Here is a 17,439-nt window from a genome sequence, read left to right on the forward strand (position 1 = left end):
ATTCCATTAATTTCATATTGTCAATACTAATTGATATTAATTTTCAATATCAATTAATTCTAAATATTTGTTCAATTCCATTCTTAAATCTTACGATAATTAATTTAAATAGAATAATTTTATATAAAAATAAGGCTATGAATTAGTATTCATAGCCTTATTGCTCGTACTCTAGTTTATTCTATTTAAGTTTTTCATGCTTAAATCTAGCACTTTAAAAGAATGAGTTATTGCTCCAACGGAAACATAATCTACACCTATTTGTGCTATTTTTTTTATATTTTGTAATGATACATTCCCAGAAAACTCAGTTATAGCTTTTTTATTTATAATTTTTACAGCTTCCTTTGCCATTTCTAAATCCATATTATCAAGCATTATAATATCAACATTAGCTTTTATAGCTTCTTTTACCATATCTAAATTTTCAGTTTCTACTTCAATTTTTCTAACAAAGGAGATATTTTCCCTTGCAATATCTACTGCTTTTTCTATTGTACCACATGCACTTATATGATTGTCTTTTAGCATTATACCATCAGATAAGTTAAATCTATGGTTATCACCTCCACCTACTTTTACTGCATATTTTTCTAGTATTCTTAAAGTTGGTGTTGTTTTTCTAGTATCTAATAATTTAGTATTACTATTTTCTAACTCACTTACAAACAAGTTTGTCAAAGTAGCTATTCCACTCATTCTTTGTATTAAATTAAGGGATACTCTCTCACCTAATAAAATATTTCTTGTGCTACCTTTTAAGAAAGCTAGTTTATCTTTTGGATATATTTTATCACCATCTTTTTTGTATAAAATCACTTCAACATTTCCAAGTATTTCATATACCCTTTTAAAAACCTTTAGTCCAGCTATTATGCCTTCTTCTTTACACAACAACTCTATACTAGATAAGCTATCTTCACTTATTATAGCGTTTGTGCTTATATCTTCATTTGGTACGTCTTCTATTAAAGCTTCTTTTATTATTTTATCTACAGTCAAGTAATTCATCGTAATAATCCCCACACTTTTCTTTTATAATATTTATAACCATCTCTCTATTTTTATTTATTAGGGTTTGTAAATTTGTTGTTATTATATTTGTATCTATAATTTTAATATCTATATTATGTATAAAATCATTTATGTTATTTGCACATCTCTTTGAAAATACTAATCCCTCTAATAGTGAATTACTTGCTAATCTATTTTTACCATGCACTCCAGTACAGCTAGTTTCACCTACTGCATATAAATTTTCCATAGAAGTTTTTGAATACAAATCTACTTTTATTCCTCCCATAAAATAGTGTTGAGCAGGAGATACTTTTATATATTCTTTGCTAATATCAATTCCTCTTTTTAAACATTCTTCATATATAAATGGGAATCTCTTCATTATGTAGTCTTTTTTCATAAAAGTTATATCCAAATTTACATAGGGCACTTTACTTTTTTTTATTTGTTCATATATAGCTTTTGAAACTATATCTCTTGGTAATAATTCATCTACAAACCTTTTATTGTCTGAATTTAAAAGTATCCCACCTTCACCTCTTACAGCTTCTGATATTAGAAATCTTTTTTGATTTGAGTTTTGTTCATAAAAAGCTGTTGGATGTATTTGTATGTAATTTAGATTTTCTAGTTTTATATTATTTTTTAAAGATACTGCTATTGAATCTCCATTTAATATCTTTTGATTTGTAGAATTTTTAAATACTCCACCTATCCCACCACTTGCTAATACTACACATTTAGCATATACATTTATTTGCTTATTGTCTTTTATAATTATTGCTCCCATGCATTTATTGTTTTCACTTATTATATCTGCAAAATAAGTATCTTCATAAACAGTTATATTTTTTCTTTGTTTTAATTCATTAATAAGTGCCTTTTGAACACTTTCGCCTGTATTATCTTTTGTATGTACTATTCTATTTACGCTGTGAGCACCTTCTCTAGTGTATATTAATTCATCATCACATTTATCAAAATTAACTCCTAATTTTATAAGATTTTTTATATTGTCTATAGATTCTTTTGTTAGTATTTTTACTGCACTTAAATCATTTTTATATTTTCCTGCTTTTAAAGTGTCCTCTATAAACAATTTTATATCTTCTTCATTTCTTGCCGTTGATATTCCACCTTGAGCTAAATTAGTGTTAGTATCATGTGATTTCCCTTTACTTATTAATAAAACATCTATATCATCTTTTAAATTTAAGCTAGTGTATATACCAGATACCCCCGACCCTATAATTAATACATCTACTATTTTGTTCATATCTCTACTTTGCTAAAGAGTGCATATTATCTAAGCAAGTTAAAGCACCTTTGGCTACTTTTTCATCTACTATTACTTCATTTTCCATATTTAATAGGGTATCATATAAACTTTGTAGCGTTGTTTTTTTCATGTCTGTACAAGAAATTTTGCCACCTGGTATAAAGAAGTTTTTGTTTGGATTTCTTTTGTTTAATTCATATAATACGCCTTCTTCTGTGCATATTATAAAGTCTTTATCTTCACTTTCTGTAGCGTAATTTATTATTCCAGTTGTACTTCCTATGTAATCACCAAGACTTCTTATTTCTTTAGTACACTCTGGATGTACTAATATTTTTGCATCTTTGTGTTCTTTTTTTAACTTTAATACATCTTCTTTTTTTATATCATTGTGATACTTGCAATATCCTTCCCAAAGTATAAACTCTTTTTCTTTGAAAAATTCTGATATATAGCTTCCTAAATTCTTATCAGGCAAAAATATTATTTGATTACTTTCTATGTTTTTTAATATATCTATTGCACTTGATGAAGTTACTGCTACATCACAATGAGATTTTACTTTTGCAGTTGAATTTATATAACATACAGTGTATGCATCTTTGTATTTTTCTTTTAATTTTATTATTCCTTCTTCATCTACCATATCAGCCATTTTACATCCTGCATTTAATATTGGCATTAGTATAGTCTTTTGAGGAGATAATATCTTGGCACTTTCTGCCATAAACTTTACTCCGCATATTACTACAACATCTTCTTTGCTATCTCTTGCTATTTCACTTAAATAATAAGAGTCCCCTACAAAGTCAGCTATTTGTTGTATATTTGCTGGTTGATAATAATGAGCCAGTATTATTGCATTCTTTTCTTTTTTTAATTTTTGTATTTTGTTTATTAAAGTTTGATCCATAATTACACCACTTTCTTTATTGTAAAGTTCATTTATATACATGTGTCTTTACACCTGTAATGATATTGTAGCATTTTTAATAAAAAAATGCACCTAGTAGTTTTATCTACTAAGTGCATATTCTAATATTATTAATTTTAAGCAAAGAATTTAAGAAGTATACCAGCAACTACTGCTGAGCCTATAACTCCTGCTACATTTGGTCCCATCGCATGCATAAGTAAGAAATTACTTGGGTTTTCTTCTCTCCCAACCTTTTGAACAACTCTAGCTGACATTGGAACTGCCGATACTCCAGCCGCACCTATCATTGGGTTTACTTTTCCTCCAGTTAACTTACACATTAATTTACCAAATAAAACTCCTGATGCAGTCCCTACTGAGAATGCTACAAGTCCCATTGCAGTTATACCTAAAGTTTGTACTGTTAAGAAAGTATCTGCATTAGCTGTAGCCCCTACTGTAAGTCCTAGCATTATTGTAATTATGTACATCAATGAATTTTGTGCTGTTTCTACTAACTTAGGCACAGCTTTTGATTCTTTTAATAAGTTACCAAACATAAGCATTCCTATAAGAGGAGCTGCTGTTGGTAATAATCCTATAACAATTATCATTGAAACTATTGGGAATATTATCTTTTCTTTTTGTGAAACTGGTCTTAATTGTTCCATCTTTATATTACGCTCTTCTTTAGTTGTTAATAATCTTATTATTGGTGGTTGAATAACTGGAACTAACGCCATATAAGAATATGCTGCTAGTGCTATAGTTCCTAATAAGTGTGGTGCTAGTTTACCTGTTAATTGTATTGCTGTTGGTCCATCTGCTCCACCTATTATTCCGATTGATGCAGCTTCAGGTCCACTAAATCCTAAGAATATTGCTCCTAAGAATGCAAAGAATATTCCAAACTGAGCAGCAGCCCCAAGTAACATAGTTTTTGGGTTTGCAATCATTGGTCCAAAGTCAGTACTAGCTCCTATACATAAGAATATTAAAGGTGGGAATATCCCAAGCTTAACTCCTTGATATAAATAATAGAAAAGTCCTCCAGTAACTTGTGCATTTTCTGGTTTCATCAAATCTGCACCTGGCATGTTTGCAAGTAGCATACCTACTGATATTGGTATTAATAAATAAGGTTCATATCCTTTTTTTATAGCTAAATATAAAAATATACAAGCTATAGCTATCATTATAGCTTCTTTATAAGTCATCATTGCAAATCCTGATTCTGTGATAAATTGAATTATCGTTTCTCCCATGTTAAATTCCCCCTAAAACTTTCGTTTCGCTATTTTTTATGCTATCTCTAATAAATCATCTCCGAGATTTACATTTTGTCCTTTATCTACGCTTATAGCTTCAACTACTCCATCAACTGGTGCAACTATCTCATTTTCCATTTTCATAGCTTCAAGTATTGCCACTACTTCTCCTTTTTTAACTGCTTGTCCTTTTTTAACTAATACATTTATTATAGTTCCAGGCATTGGTGCTGTTATACTTTCACTATTTTGACTAGGTGTTGGCTTTATTTCTTGCTTTATTTCTTGTTTTACTGCTTGATTTGTACTTGATACTTCTTCTATTTCTACTTCATATACTTTTCCATTTAATGTTATATGGTATTTTTTAGCGTTCATTTTAAATCCCCTTTTCTTTATATACTATATTTTTATGTATCTTTTTTTTAAATTTATATCTACTTTATTCTAGTTATACTTTTTATTCTAAGATTTGGATTTAGTATTCCTTCCCCTGCCATTATTGATGCTGCCAGTGCTACTACTACTTTTTCTTCTTCATCTTCTTCATGAGTTAATGCTAATTCTTTATCTCCACCTTTTTTAGATTCATTTTCTACTTTTTCCTTAAAGATAGTTTTAAACGAACTTAATACAAGTGAAATTGCAAATAAAGTTAAAAATACAATACTCATACTTATTACAGTTATAGATAAAGCTTCACCTATTGTTATTTCATTTCCCATAATATTATCACCTATTTTCTACATAGTTACGTTTATATATTTTATTTCGTTTTCTGATTTTTTTTCTATTATATTTGTTTTAGCGTCTTCTTTAATTTTATGTTTATTATATTTTTCTTCTAAAAACTTTGGAGCTACTTGTGGGAAAAGTGCATATGTTAATACATCTTCATCACATTTTGCTAAGTTCCCTGCTTCTTTTTTCATATCTTCAAATTCAGGTTCTATTAAATCTGCTGGTCTAACAGTTATTACTTTTTCATCTCCAATTATTTTTTTTCTTATTTTTTCACTTATTACAGCTGGAGATTTTCCATAATTACCTCTTACATAATCTTTTATTTCTTTTGGTATTAATTTGTATCTTTCTCCACTTAATACATTAAATAATGCTTGTGTTCCAACCATCTGACTCATAGGTGTTACAAGTGGTGGATATCCTAGGTCACTTCTAACTCTAGGTACTTCTTTTAAAACTTCTTCATATCTATCAGATGCATTTTGTTGCTTTAGTTGAGATAATAAGTTTGAAAGCATTCCACCTGGAACTAAGTATTTTAATGTTTGTGGATCTGTTAATAATACTTTTGGATTTAATATTCCCTCATTCATATATTTATCTCTTATTGGTTTGAAGTAATCTGCTACTTCTAATAGTTTGTCCATATTTAATCCTGGATTTCTCTCCATTCCTGCAAAAGTTACAGCTAATGATTCAGTTGGTGGTTGAGAAGTTCCTCCACTAAATGGTGAAATTGCAGTATCTATTATATCAACTCCGGCTTCTACAGCTTTCATATATATCATATCGGCTATACCACTTGTACAGTGAGTATGTAATTCTATTGGTAAATTTGTTATTTCTTTTATACTCTTAACTAAGTCATATGCATTATATGGTGTTAAAACCCCAGCCATATCTTTTATACATATAGAATCAGCACCCATACTTTCCATAGTTTTTATTAAATTTAAATAGTACTCTGTAGTATGAACATCACTAGTTGTATAAGAGATTGCACACTGACAGTGACCATTATATTTCTTAATAGCCTTCATTGAAGCTTCTATGTTTCTAACATCATTTAAAGCATCAAATACTCTTATTATATCAATACCATTTTTTATAGATAATTCTATAAATTTATCAACAGTATCATCTGCATAGTTTCTATATCCAAGTAAGTTTTGACCTCTTAAAAGCATTTGAAGTTTAGTATTTTTAACATTTTTTCTCATAAGTCTTAATCTTTCCCAAGGATCTTCATTTAGAAAACGTATGCACGCATCAAATGTAGCTCCCCCCCATACCTCTAATGAATAATACCCTACTTCATCCATAGTTTTAAGTATAGGTATTATTTCATCTGTAGTTAACCTAGTTGCAATTAAAGATTGATGACCATCTCTTAGTGCAGTTTCAGTTATTTTCAATTTGTTCATCTAAATCTCACTCCCCTTTTGAAATTAACTTTTCTTATTTGGCAATAAACATAGCTAATTTTTATAAATTAGTTGATTGATAATTTATTGTCTACAATCATACTTATTTAACACTTGTAATTGATTCACCTAAAAAATTAATCTATTTTTACCTTTTTCATTTAATTAATTCTATAAATCATTTAAATACCCTTCTAATTTTTATAGTATTTTTTATATTTATTTCAATTTTTTATATTTTTAGTCACATTTACTTATATTTGTATAAAATACAACACCTATATATTACAAATATCTTCAATGTTTATAAAAAAATAAATGCTATAGCCCGTAATATCGACTATAGCATTTTCTTAATATATTATAACTTTATTTTCTTATTTGTATATATCAAAAAACTCTATTTTGAATTTTTCTATATTTCCACCATATTCTATTATATCTTCATCTTCTTCAATAACTTCTTTTATTGGGAATTCTATAGTAACCTCTGTCCCTACATTTATTTTACTCTTTATATTTATAGTTCCATCCTGAATTTTAACCAATGACTTTGATAAGTAAAGACCAATACCGCTTCCAAACTCATTGTTGATTTTTCCATTTTCTATTTGTTTAAATCTATCAAATATATCAGTTAGCTTATCTTCATCTATTCCTACACCATTGTCCGTAACTTTTATTTGAACTTTATTTTTTATTTTATAGACCCCTACCAATATTTCACCTTTAGTTTCAGTAAATTTTATAGCATTTGATAATAGATTAAGAACTATTCTCTCTATCGCCTCAGGATCTAGCCCTACTAATAAATATTCCTCATTAGTATCAAATATTAAATTTAAGTTTCTTGACTGTGCATAAGAATTTATTGACATAACTATTTCTTCTACCAAATATACAATATCAAAATTCACTGATTTTAATTTATATACCTCTGATTTAACTTGTGCTATATTTATTATATTGTCAATTAATCTCATTAACCTAAACATATTCTGTTTTACTATTTTCACATGATAACTAAGCTGTCCATTAGTATCTTTTATTTTATTATTTTTATTAAAATTTTCAATAAGTTGTGTAGAACTATATATGTTGTTTAAAGGCGTTTTTAGCTCATGAGATATATTAGCGTAAAATTCCATCTTAAGCTTGTCGTATTTTCTTTGTTCCATTAATATTGTTCTCATTTTTTCATATTGTCTTTGTTGTGCTAAATCTTCAACTATTTTAACTCTATACTTTGAATTTTCTATTTTCCATGTATGGGCTCTAACCTTTAATTCTTTTATTACTTTTTCTTCATTTACCATATATATTGTTTTATTTAAATCATTATTATTTAGGTTATATAGATACTTAGTTTCTAGTCTATCATTATACTTTCGTATTAAAGTTTTCTTTACTCTATCCTGTATCTTAAATATTTTTTTAAATTTTTTATTAGCGTATACAATCCCATCATCATCAAGCGATTTTACTATTATCCCTTCTGGAATGGAGTTTAATATCTTGCAATATACTTGATTTTGCTTTTGTATTTGTTGGTATATACTTACCTCTTCTGTTTTATCTGTAAAAGTTAATAATTTTAATTTATTTGAATTTAAATTTTCTTGGTAATTTTCTATATTTACCTCTAAATTATGTTTATTTTTATTTTTATCTGTCATTATACAATTCATAATGTAGTTACTATGGCTTTCATTGTCTATAAGCCTTATTTTTTCTTCAATAGGCATATCTAATTTCCTATATCTTTTACTATCAAAAAAATCTATATTAAATTTTTTATAATAATCTATTGAATTTATATTTTCTACTTCATCTGCTCTATACCCAAATAAGTTTTCAAATGCTTTATTTATGCTTATTATTTTAGTTTGATCTAAATTGGATTCAACATTTCTTATCATTATTGGACATGGTATATTATTTACTATGTTTTCATATTCATCCTTTTTATCTTTAAGTTCTTTTTCCATATTAAATTCATGTTCAATGTCATTTAGACTTATCAAGTAAGTATCATCAAAATCATTATATTTTATATTAAGCAAATAAGGAATTTTACTTAAAAATACTATTTTATCATCAATATTTTTTTTATCTTCTAAGCACTCTAGATAATATAATATTTCTTCATCAGTCTTAGCAATTAGGTTTAATATTTCTGTAAAACTACGTACGCCTGTTCCTAAAACTTTCATAAATTCATTATTTTTATAAATTATATTTAAATTACAATCTATAATAATCCACATACTAGGCACATTATCTAATGATTGATTTAATAATTCTTTTCTTTGAGTAATGTATTTTTTTATTTGATTTTTAATTGAAATTTCTTTATTGATTATTTCATTAAGCTTATTTAATTGTTGTGAGTTAAAATTTAATTTTTCATTTTTAGATTTCAATTCAAAATAAGGGTTATTTACTACTTTTTTTATAGTGTATTTATATCCACAATATGTGTGATTGAAAAAAAGTAATAATAATAAATCACCTAAAAATTTCATATCAAAAATATCTTTGTAAAATATAATCACAATTATTGTTATGCTTATAATAAAGTTGTAAACAGATAAATTTTTTATTATTTTGTAGTGCGGTAGTCTTTTTTCATTATAAAAAAATAAGTTATAAGATGCCATTATTATATTAAATATGGCTAAAATATAAATTATATTATCCGCTCCTACTTTTTGATAAAGTAAATATAATACCAAAATTGTTATAAAATAAAAAATCATACTATCTCTTAATATTTGTTTGTTTTTTTGTTCATATTGAAAATATAAAAAATTACATACATTCATAAAAGTAATAGAAAATAAACAAGTATGTATTTTAAATTCACAAATTTCAATTAAACTTAAACCACACATGACTATAAGTATAATATTGCTCATTGCTATCATTTTAGAAAAATTCATATCTTCTAATTCAAAATTATGAGATATTGTATATAAAAATATCCATAATAGTGTCATCCTAGACAAGTTTATAGCAATAAGATAATGCTTTATATCCAATATACCTATAATTATAAATATTAAATTTATAATTATAGGTATGTTGTACTCTCTTGTAAGAGTTATAATTCTTTGATTTCGATTATGCAGGCTAATACTTTTAAAAAACATAAAATTCCCCACTTTTCTAATAATATATACCTATAATATCACTTCAAATAAGAAAAATTTGTCATTTTATGAATTTAAAGAAAAAAAAGAACATATTAATATGTTCTTTTTTTTCTTAATTCTATTTTTTATTAGTTATTCCTAGTTTTTCATTCATATTATCAAGGAATTGTTTAAATTTACTTTGAGTTTCGTCTTTTATAACTATTGTTTCATCTACAAGTTTCATGAATTCTTCTTTTGGCTTATCAATAGCATCTGCTGGAAGTTTATCTAATTTTGCCATTCTAGCATCTATATTTTTTATAGCCTGTTCACCTTCTGCTATTAATTCATTATTCATTTTTTCAAGTTCTGTATCTTTTGTTTTTGCATCATTTTTTAATACATCTATGAATGATTGTATTTTTGTTTTACTTTCTTTGTATGCATTTTTTATATTAGTTAAATGCACTTCATTTCCTGGATATTCATTAGTTTTATAATATTCGTTTATACTCTCAGGAGTTGAATATATTTGGTAATCTTTTATACCAACGATATAATCTTCATATGATTTAGAATATTTTTTTACATAATTTGGATCTAAAGAAGTACTTTCTGTTTTTGGTGGTGTTGTTGGTGGTTGTGTTACTTCTTTTTTAGTACATGCTACTGCTCCCATAGCTATAGCTAATGATAAACTTAATGTTATTGCTCTTTTAAATTTCATGACTTCCTCCTATATAAATAATAATACTTGACTATACTATTATCTGTAAAATTACTTTTATTATGCTTAATTTTAATTTTTAGGAAAACATATTCTTTTTTTACAAGTAAAAAATATGTAATATTATTACATATTTGTATTTTTTTAATATTTTTCAATATTTTTTTAATTTATCCTTGATTTTATTTTTTTTTTGGATTATACTTATAGAGCAGACTTAGTTATTAAGTCTGGATTTTTTAAATACACGGAGGTTTTTTCTAATGAAAAACGGAATAGTAAAATGGTTTAACAGTGAAAAAGGATTTGGATTCATATCAGTAGACGGTGGAGAAGATGTTTTCGTACATTTCTCAGCTATACAAGGTGACGGATACAAAACTTTAGAAGAAGGCGAAAAGGTTAGCTTTGAGATAACTCAAGGAGCTAGAGGACCTCAAGCTGAAAACGTAAATAGAATATAATTATATTTAATATATATATTTTTATTTCAAAGAAAAGAGCTTATGCTCTTTTTTTTGTTGTGCAATAAAACATATCTTTTATCAATCCTATATCAACTCAACATTAATTCCATTTATATGTTAATATTTAGTTATATGTTAATATTTTGTAATCTTTATATTTTGGATTTTAAGTATTATATATTTTTAACTATAATATAATATATAGTCCTAGATTGCTATATTTCAATCTAAATTTTATATTTCAAAGGGGAGCTGTCAAATGAAAAAAAAATCTAATAGCTTCGTTCTTCTAATATTAATGATGTGTCTTATATTTGTACCAGCTATCGCTACATATTCTTTGACAAGTAATTCAACTAAAAGAGACATCACTAATAAAGAAAACGAAGAAATTACTAATAATATATCTATTATTAATAATTTAGAGAAAAGTAACTTAGATAAAATTCAAAAGGAAATAAATAAGGTTCAATCATCCTACTACGGCTTAGATAAAAACTCAAGAAAGATAGATTACAAGAATATCTTTAAAAATTGTGTTGTTATGGGAGATTCTCAAGCTGAAGGATTAATAACATATAACATGCTAAGTTCTACATCTGTTATTTGTTCTAGAGGCTCTAATTTAAAAAATGCCAAATCTAATATGAATAATCTTTCTAATTTAAACCCATCTAATGTTTTCACTTTATATGGCATGAATGATTTATTAATTTATCAAGAAGATATACCTTCATTTATAAAGGACTATACTTCTTTAATAAATTCAATAAAAAAAACATTACCTAAAAGCAAAATATTTGTTAATTCTGTATTACCTATTAAAGAAAGCAATAAAAAATCTGTTTATAATAACGTTGATAAATACAATAAGTCTTTAAAAGTAATGTGTAAAGATTTAAATATAACTTTTATTGATACTACAAATTTATTAAAAGACAACGAAAGTCTTTATGCTAATGACGGGATGCACTTAAAACCTATCTTCTACCCTGCATGGCTAAATAGCTTAAAGCAATCTGCGAATTTGTAATTTTAAATAATTTTTAAATATATATAAAATAGAAAAAGAGGTTTTTGATATGACTTTTAATAATATAAATAATTTTACAGAAGGTTCTAAGAAATTTCTAATTGGTTTAGCTAAGAAAGTACTACTTGCTAATAATATAGGTCTTTTGTGGACTACTATATCTTCTTTAAATACTTCAAATTTATCAGTACTTACAGCTTGGATTGGAATAATAGCTTTTACATTTAAGATATACTTTAATTTTAGTGGATACTACGATATGGCGATTGGTATTTCAAAGATGTTTGGTCTTAATCTTTTAGAAAGCTTTGATTATCCATACATGTCTAAAAGTATTACAGAGTTTTTTAAAAGATGGAATCTATCTCTTGGAGATTATTTTAGAAAATATATTTATATATCATTTGAAGGTAATAAACACTATCTAAAAAATCAATTTATAGATTTCTTTATTGTTTGGATATTAATAGCTTTTTTTAGTGGTGGTATATGGAACTTTTTACTTTGGGGAATCTATTTTTCAGTAATTTTATTAATTGAAAAATTCTACCTAAAAGAAAAACTAGATAATCTCCCAAATTTTGTAGCTCATATATATACAATGCTTATTGTAATGATTGGATGGGTATTGTTTAGTTTAGATAATTTATCTATGGTAGGTCAATATCTTAAAGTGATGTTTTTTATGTCAGGAAATTCTATAATAGATAGTGCTTCAATCTATTATTTATATACAAATATTATATCATTTGTAATATTAACTCTATGTGCTACTCCATATTTAAGTAAAAGATTTAATAAATTACAAAGTAATACGTCTACTATATTATTAAATGTGCTTATATTGTTTTTATCAGTATCTTATTTAGTTAGTGATAACTATAATCACAAAGAAAACTTTTTTACATATGTAAAAACATCTACTGATTTATTGCTTGGAAAAAAAGATATTAATAATGTTTATTTAGGTGCTGATGGATATCTTTTGAAAAACTTCGCTCCAAGTGACGATAAAACTATTAATAATACTATAAAATCTTTAAATGATTTTTCTAATAAACACAAAGATACAAAAACTTATATTTGCGTAATGCCTACTTCTGCAAGTATTTTAAAAAACAAATTACCTAAATTCGCACCTTCTAAAGATCAAGAAAAGTATCTTAAAAATTTAAGTTCTTCTTTAAATAAAAACATAAAGTATATTGATACATATAAAGCTTTAAATGACGCTAAGGATAAGTATATATACTATAAGACAGATAATCATCTAACAACTCTAGGAGCTTATACTTCATTCTTTAAAATTAGCGAAAAAATGCAATTAGATAGTAATGCTTACTACGATATAAAAAAAGTAAGTAACGATTTTAATGGTTCACTATCTTTGGAAAGTGGACTTAGATTTAATCAAAGAGATGATATAGATATCTATATCCCAGAGGGCAACAAAAGTAGCGTTGTTGTAGATTATTTAGATAATAAAAAGAAAACAACTTCTTTATATAATACACAAAATTTAAATGCTGAAAATAAATACGATGTCTTTTTAGATGGCAATCATCCAATAGTTGAAATAAATACTACTACTAACACTCAAAGACAACTTCTTTTAATAAAGGATTCTTATGCTAATACTTTTGTACCTTTTTTAACTGACAATTATAGTAAGATAGTTGTTATTGATCCTATGTATTACAAGGGTGATTTATCTAAACTTATAGATAATGGTAAATTTAGCGATATTTTATTTTTATATAATGCAAATACATTCTTCTGTGATAATTCTTTAGCTAAGCTTCTTAATAAATAAAAACTTAATTTACAATAAAAAAACTGGACTTAAAATCCAGTTTTTTTATAAATTATTTTTATATAAGTTCAAATCGACTTGTGTATTTAAATTTATAAATATATCTTCTTTAAAATTTTGTTTCTTAAACTCATCTTCTTCTATAATCTTAATTTTTTTATTACTTTGTTCACAAAAACTCTTTATTGATCTTCTACTTCCATAAATTAAATAGTTGTTTATACAATCTTCTAAATCTTTTTTATAAAATCCTTGGAAAAACTGTGTATTCCCTCCAACATTGCATATGTACATATCAAATCCAACATTATTTTCGATATCTTTTTCTATCTTGCTTTTCATATATTTTATATACTTATCATCAATATGTGGCATATCACAAGCTATAAAATAAACATACTCACTTATACTTTCCCCTAGTCCTACTGCCATACCTCCTAGTGGACCTACATCTTTAATTTCATCACTTACTACTTTATACTTACAATCTTTGTAGTACTCTTTTTTATTGCTTACTATTGTTATATCTTCAAAATGCTTTTCTAATCTTTCACATATCTCAAATATAAGCTTTTTCTCGTTTATAACCAAACATTGCTTATCAAATTTCATTCTAGAACTTTTACCACCAGCTAGAATTACTGCGCTTTTAAAATTGTCCATTCATCTACATCCTAACTTTTAATAAGGATATAAACTAAAGTGTTTATATCCTTATTTTTAAATTTATTTTACAATATTAACATTCTATGCATTTGATACTTCTAATACTTTAATCTTTTCAACTTGTATAGCACAAACTTTTAAATCAGGAACCTTACTTATACTATCAAGAGTTGTATTTGTAAGGTAGTTCGCTGCCCCATCTGCAAAATGGAAAGGCATAAAGAATACATCTTCATCTACTATATCTGTTATCTTAACGAATGTTTCTATTTCTCCACGTTTTGAAGAAACTTTTATTTTTTCATTATCCTCAAATTGCAGCTTTTTAGCAGTTATAGGGTTTACTTCTATGTATGAATGTGGTGCTTTTTCATTTAACCCATCTACTTTTCCTGTCATAGTTCTTGTGTGATAGTGATAAAGCATTCTTCCATTTACAAGTGTATATGGATAATCCTCGCTAAGCCCCTCAAAACTTAAAACATAATCACATGGTACAAATGTTGCTCTTCCTTTTGCAAACTTGTCTACGTGGAGTATTTTAGTTCCTGGGTGGTCTACATTTGGACAAGGCCACTGTATTCCGTTTTCTTCTATTCTATCATAGTTTATTCCACCATATGAAGGAGTTAAGCTACTTATTTCATCCATTATTTCTTTAGGGCTTTCATATTTTTTATCATAGCCTAATTTATTCATAACTTCCATAAGTATAACCCAATCTGGTTTAGAATTTCCTACAGGTTCTATTGCTTTTCTTATTCTTTGAATTCTTCTATCTGTATTAGTAAATGTACCATCTTTTTCTGCAAAAGATGCCGCTGGTAATACTACATCTGCCATTTGTGCAGTTTCAGTTAAGAATATATCTTGAACTACTAAAAAATCTAGAGTTTCAAAAGCTTTTGTAATATGGTTTATATCAGGGTCAGATATCATTGGGTTTTCTCCCATTATATATAATAATTTTATTTTATCTTCACCAATTTCATGAGTTATTTCTGGAACTGTTAATCCTACTTTTGTAGGTAATTTAGTATTCCAAGCTCTTTCAAATTTAGATACAAACTCTTCATTAATTACACTTTGATATCCTGTAAACACATTAGGTAGTGCTCCCATATCACAAGCACCTTGAACATTGTTTTGTCCCCTAAGTGGATTAACACCACCAAATTCATTTCCTATGTTACCACAAAGAAGTGCTAAATTTGATATACTCATTACATTTTGAGTTCCCTTTGAATGTTGAGTTATACCCATTGAATAAAATATCGCACTATCTTTAGTCTGTGCATAAATCTTTGCAGCTTTTATTATATCCTCTTTATCTACACCACAGATTTTTGCTCCTTCTTCTGGTGTATAATCTTTTACTAGCTCTACTAATGCATCGTAGTTTTCTGTTCTTTCTTTTATATAGTCCATATCTTGAAGGTTTTGATTTATTATTACATTCATCAGAGTATTTAAAAGAGCAACATTAGTTCCTGGGTTTATTTGTAAGAATACATCTGCACGATCTGCTAGTTCTATTCTTCTAGGATCTGCTACTATTAGCTTTGCACCTTTTCTTACAGCTTGCTTTATTTTTATTCCTATTACTGGATGATTTTCTGTTGTATTTGAACCAATTACAAATACAGATTTTAAATCCTTTACTTCTTCTATGCTATTTGTCATAGCACCACTTCCAAGTGTAGTTGCAAGACCTGCAACTGTTGAGGAATGTCAGAGTCGAGCGCAGTGGTCTACATTGTTGGTTTTAAAGACTCCTCTTATCATCTTTTGGAATAAGTAATTTTCTTCATTACTACATCTTGCAGAAGATAATCCTGCCATTGAATCTTCACCAAATTTATTTTTAATTCTGTCATAATTTTTAGCTATATATTCATATGCTTCTTCCCAACTTACCTCTTCAAACTTTCCATCTTTTTTTATCAATGGACTTTTTAATCTGTCTTTATGATTTATAAATTTATATCCAAATTTACCTTTTACACATAATAATCCATCATTAACTTTATTTTCTAATGGTTGACTTCCTACTACTTGACCATCTTTAACAGATAGTTCTAACTGACATCCTACTCCACAATATGAACAAGTTGTCTTTACTTTTTTAGTATTGTAAAACATTGCGTCTTTAGGAACTAAAGCTCCTACTGGACAAACCGAAACACAATTTCCACAAGATACACAACTACTATCATTTAATTTTTCTTTAAAAAATGGTGTTATTTCTGTGTCATAACCTCGCTCTATAGCCGCTATTGCACTTACTTCTTGAAGTTCATCACATACTCTTACACATTTTTTACACAATATACATTTGTTTGGGTCATAATAATAAAAAGGATTGCTATCGTCTATTGGTAATTTTTTAGAAGTATTTTCATACTTAGGTTTGAAATTATGTAAATACATACTTGCATAATCTTGTAACTTACAAGAGCCTCCTCTTGCACATGTTGTACATTCTAGAGGATGGTCTGATACCATAAGTTCTAGTATTTCACGTCTTGCATTTCTTACTTTAGGGCTATTTGTGTATATTTGCATACCTTCTCTTACAAAAGTACCACAAGCTACTTCTAAGTTTTTTGCCCCCTGGATTTCAACTATACACATTCTACAAAGCCCACTAGGATTTAACCTTTCATCATTGCAAAAGTTTGGCAACTCTATTCCGATACTTTTACAAGCTGAAAATATAGTGGTTCCTTTTTCTACAGAAAGCTTATTATTGTTTATTGTTATATTTATCAACGTTTTCCCCCCTATAACAATTTTTTTAGCTTATTGCATAACTGTGACAAACTAATAAGGGCCAAATAAGTAATTTACCTAAACCTGTATTTAGCCCTCTTGGTATTACAAATTATTTATCAATAATTTTTAAGTTAACTATTTTATAGTTTCGACTTTTAATAGTATTATTCCTT

The 17,439-nt window shown here is 26.7% G+C and carries 14 protein-coding genes; 3 read left to right on the forward strand and 11 right to left on the reverse strand.

Annotation, left to right across the window (positions count from 1 at the left end; all coding sequences use genetic code 11):
• Positions 1-171: 171 nt before the first annotated feature.
• The 9 genes from nadC to QOZ84_RS10340 all read right to left on the reverse strand — a co-directional run bounded on the left by nadC (position 172) and on the right by QOZ84_RS10340 (position 10,512).
• The gene (nadC, locus tag QOZ84_RS10300; protein WP_284132877.1) at positions 172-1,011 is read right to left on the reverse strand and encodes a carboxylating nicotinate-nucleotide diphosphorylase; all 840 of its coding nucleotides are present in this window, start codon (positions 1,009-1,011) and stop codon (positions 172-174) included.
• On the reverse strand, positions 989-2,293 hold the full coding sequence (locus tag QOZ84_RS10305; RefSeq protein WP_284132878.1) for an L-aspartate oxidase: 1,305 nt from the start codon (positions 2,291-2,293) through the stop codon (positions 989-991). The genes nadC and QOZ84_RS10305 overlap by 23 nt, the downstream gene beginning before the upstream one ends.
• 4 nt (positions 2,294-2,297) lie before the next feature.
• On the reverse strand, positions 2,298-3,251 hold the full coding sequence (gene nadA, locus QOZ84_RS10310; protein ID WP_331496556.1) for a quinolinate synthase NadA: 954 nt from the start codon (positions 3,249-3,251) through the stop codon (positions 2,298-2,300).
• Positions 3,252-3,346: 95 nt separating this feature from the next.
• A complete protein-coding gene (locus tag QOZ84_RS10315) occupies positions 3,347-4,477 on the reverse strand; it encodes a sodium ion-translocating decarboxylase subunit beta (RefSeq protein WP_331496557.1) in 1,131 nt (376 codons plus the stop codon).
• A 36-nt stretch (positions 4,478-4,513) separates the two neighbouring features.
• Positions 4,514-4,858, reverse strand: coding sequence for a biotin/lipoyl-containing protein (locus QOZ84_RS10320; RefSeq protein ID WP_284132879.1), 345 nt, complete (start codon positions 4,856-4,858; stop codon positions 4,514-4,516).
• Between the two features lie 59 nt (positions 4,859-4,917).
• Positions 4,918-5,205, reverse strand: coding sequence for an OadG family protein (locus QOZ84_RS10325; RefSeq protein ID WP_284132880.1), 288 nt, complete (start codon positions 5,203-5,205; stop codon positions 4,918-4,920).
• Between the two features lie 18 nt (positions 5,206-5,223).
• Positions 5,224-6,648 carry an oxaloacetate decarboxylase subunit alpha gene (locus QOZ84_RS10330; protein WP_284132881.1) on the reverse strand — a complete coding sequence of 475 codons (1,425 nt, stop codon included), beginning with the start codon at positions 6,646-6,648 and terminating at the stop codon, positions 5,224-5,226.
• Between the two features lie 377 nt (positions 6,649-7,025).
• A complete protein-coding gene (locus QOZ84_RS10335; RefSeq protein WP_284132882.1) occupies positions 7,026-9,800 on the reverse strand; it encodes a PAS domain-containing sensor histidine kinase in 2,775 nt (924 codons plus the stop codon).
• A gap of 121 nt (positions 9,801-9,921) precedes the next feature.
• Positions 9,922-10,512, reverse strand: coding sequence for a hypothetical protein (locus QOZ84_RS10340; protein WP_284132883.1), 591 nt, complete (start codon positions 10,510-10,512; stop codon positions 9,922-9,924).
• Positions 10,513-10,775: 263 nt separating this feature from the next.
• Between QOZ84_RS10340 and QOZ84_RS10345 the strand changes: the two genes are divergently transcribed.
• The 3 genes from QOZ84_RS10345 to QOZ84_RS10355 all read left to right on the forward strand — a co-directional run bounded on the left by QOZ84_RS10345 (position 10,776) and on the right by QOZ84_RS10355 (position 13,825).
• A complete protein-coding gene (locus QOZ84_RS10345; RefSeq protein ID WP_026900796.1) occupies positions 10,776-10,976 on the forward strand; it encodes a cold-shock protein in 201 nt (66 codons plus the stop codon).
• 262 nt (positions 10,977-11,238) lie between these two features.
• Positions 11,239-12,012, forward strand: a complete 774-nt coding sequence (locus tag QOZ84_RS10350) for a GDSL-type esterase/lipase family protein (RefSeq protein WP_284132884.1) — start codon at positions 11,239-11,241, stop codon at positions 12,010-12,012.
• Between the two features lie 49 nt (positions 12,013-12,061).
• A complete protein-coding gene (locus QOZ84_RS10355) occupies positions 12,062-13,825 on the forward strand; it encodes a DHHW family protein (protein WP_284132885.1) in 1,764 nt (587 codons plus the stop codon).
• Between the two features lie 45 nt (positions 13,826-13,870).
• On the opposite strand, the gene mobA is transcribed toward QOZ84_RS10355, so the two are convergent.
• Both mobA and fdhF read right to left on the reverse strand, forming a co-directional pair.
• Positions 13,871-14,488 carry a molybdenum cofactor guanylyltransferase gene (gene mobA / locus QOZ84_RS10360; protein ID WP_284132886.1) on the reverse strand — a complete coding sequence of 206 codons (618 nt, stop codon included), beginning with the start codon at positions 14,486-14,488 and terminating at the stop codon, positions 13,871-13,873.
• Between the two features lie 84 nt (positions 14,489-14,572).
• A complete protein-coding gene (gene fdhF / locus QOZ84_RS10365; protein ID WP_284132887.1) occupies positions 14,573-17,263 on the reverse strand; it encodes a formate dehydrogenase subunit alpha in 2,691 nt (896 codons plus the stop codon).
• Positions 17,264-17,439: the final 176 nt, after the last annotated feature.

The organism is Romboutsia sedimentorum (genome assembly GCF_030131845.1).
In the GTDB taxonomy this organism is placed as follows: domain Bacteria; phylum Bacillota; class Clostridia; order Peptostreptococcales; family Peptostreptococcaceae; genus Romboutsia_D; species Romboutsia_D sedimentorum.

What these genes read in the sequence shown, in the direction of transcription:
- QOZ84_RS10355 (WP_284132885.1), top strand. Translation starts at nt 12,062, where the DNA reads ATGACTTTTAATAATATAAATAATTTTACAGAAGGTTCTAAGAAATTT.
- nadC (WP_284132877.1), bottom strand. Translation starts at nt 1,011, where the DNA reads ATGAATTACTTGACTGTAGATAAAATAATAAAAGAAGCTTTAATAGAA.
- mobA (WP_284132886.1), bottom strand. Translation starts at nt 14,488, where the DNA reads ATGGACAATTTTAAAAGCGCAGTAATTCTAGCTGGTGGTAAAAGTTCT.
- QOZ84_RS10345 (WP_026900796.1), top strand. Translation starts at nt 10,776, where the DNA reads ATGAAAAACGGAATAGTAAAATGGTTTAACAGTGAAAAAGGATTTGGA.
- QOZ84_RS10340 (WP_284132883.1), bottom strand. Translation starts at nt 10,512, where the DNA reads ATGAAATTTAAAAGAGCAATAACATTAAGTTTATCATTAGCTATAGCT.
- QOZ84_RS10350 (WP_284132884.1), top strand. Translation starts at nt 11,239, where the DNA reads ATGAAAAAAAAATCTAATAGCTTCGTTCTTCTAATATTAATGATGTGT.
- QOZ84_RS10325 (WP_284132880.1), bottom strand. Translation starts at nt 5,205, where the DNA reads ATGGGAAATGAAATAACAATAGGTGAAGCTTTATCTATAACTGTAATA.
- QOZ84_RS10335 (WP_284132882.1), bottom strand. Translation starts at nt 9,800, where the DNA reads ATGTTTTTTAAAAGTATTAGCCTGCATAATCGAAATCAAAGAATTATA.
- nadA (WP_331496556.1), bottom strand. Translation starts at nt 3,251, where the DNA reads ATGTATATAAATGAACTTTACAATAAAGAAAGTGGTGTAATTATGGAT.
- QOZ84_RS10315 (WP_331496557.1), bottom strand. Translation starts at nt 4,477, where the DNA reads ATGGGAGAAACGATAATTCAATTTATCACAGAATCAGGATTTGCAATG.
- QOZ84_RS10330 (WP_284132881.1), bottom strand. Translation starts at nt 6,648, where the DNA reads ATGAACAAATTGAAAATAACTGAAACTGCACTAAGAGATGGTCATCAA.
- QOZ84_RS10305 (WP_284132878.1), bottom strand. Translation starts at nt 2,293, where the DNA reads ATGAACAAAATAGTAGATGTATTAATTATAGGGTCGGGGGTATCTGGT.
- QOZ84_RS10320 (WP_284132879.1), bottom strand. Translation starts at nt 4,858, where the DNA reads ATGAACGCTAAAAAATACCATATAACATTAAATGGAAAAGTATATGAA.